The sequence below is a fragment of the Vibrio sp. 970 genome (assembly GCF_033339075.1).
Genome location: NZ_JAWOTW010000195.1, coordinates 1 through 809, shown reverse-complemented (window position 1 = coordinate 809; position 809 = coordinate 1). Strand labels below are relative to the sequence as shown.

Annotated in this window: 1 protein-coding gene; it reads left to right on the top strand. The window is 46.5% G+C overall.

Going from position 1 to position 809, the window contains the following annotated elements; all coding sequences use genetic code 11:
* A partial coding sequence (locus R7Q11_RS25635; RefSeq protein WP_225466934.1) for a TonB-dependent receptor domain-containing protein occupies positions 1-809 on the top strand: 809 nt, incomplete at both ends.

Genomic DNA, 809 nt, shown 5'->3' with positions numbered 1-809 from the left:
TACAAAAAGATGGCAAGTGGCATATCGAAGACTTTGCAGAAGATGAATCGACAGAAGAATACAGTGCATATTTAGGTGCCGAGCTAACGCCGCTTGATCCAACATGGTTTGAAGAGTTGGATACTAAAGTTTATTGGCGTCATACCGAAGTGGTCACAGACACCAATCGCTTAATGAACTCTACCGACGCCAATGGTCTGCTGATCAAGCGCCGCGAACTTGAGCACAAAACATTTAACGATAGCACCGTCGGTTTGAGAGCGGATTTCAAACAGACGCTTCACGCCTCATCGGCTGAGCACAAGTTAGCGTATGGCGTTGAGATAGCATCAGATTACTACCAACGTGAAGATAATCAGAAAGCCCTCGATTGGACGGGCTCCAACGCATCGCAAAAACAACCCTTTGCCTCTGCACGTGCTTACAACATTGGGCTTTATTTCCGTGACATGATTGAGCTGGAGAAATGGACATTGACTGGCGGTTTGCGTTTCGATGCGCACCGACTTTCACCTGATGGCCAGAATGATATCGGTGGATATCCATTGAAAGATATCGACAGTTCTGAAATTTCACCAAGTTTGTCGATTTCTCGTGAAGTGTTCGAAAACAACCGCGTTTACCTCTCTTACGATCACGGCTATCGAGCGCCAGAATACGATAAGGCGTATGGCTTCGTAAGCCACGACTTTGTGCCGCTGACGCCTTTTGTTATTGCACCAAATATGGATCTAGAGGCTGAAACTTCGGACTCGTTTGAAATCGGTAACAAATTCGATAATGGCCGAGCGCAACTTTACGTTTCTGCG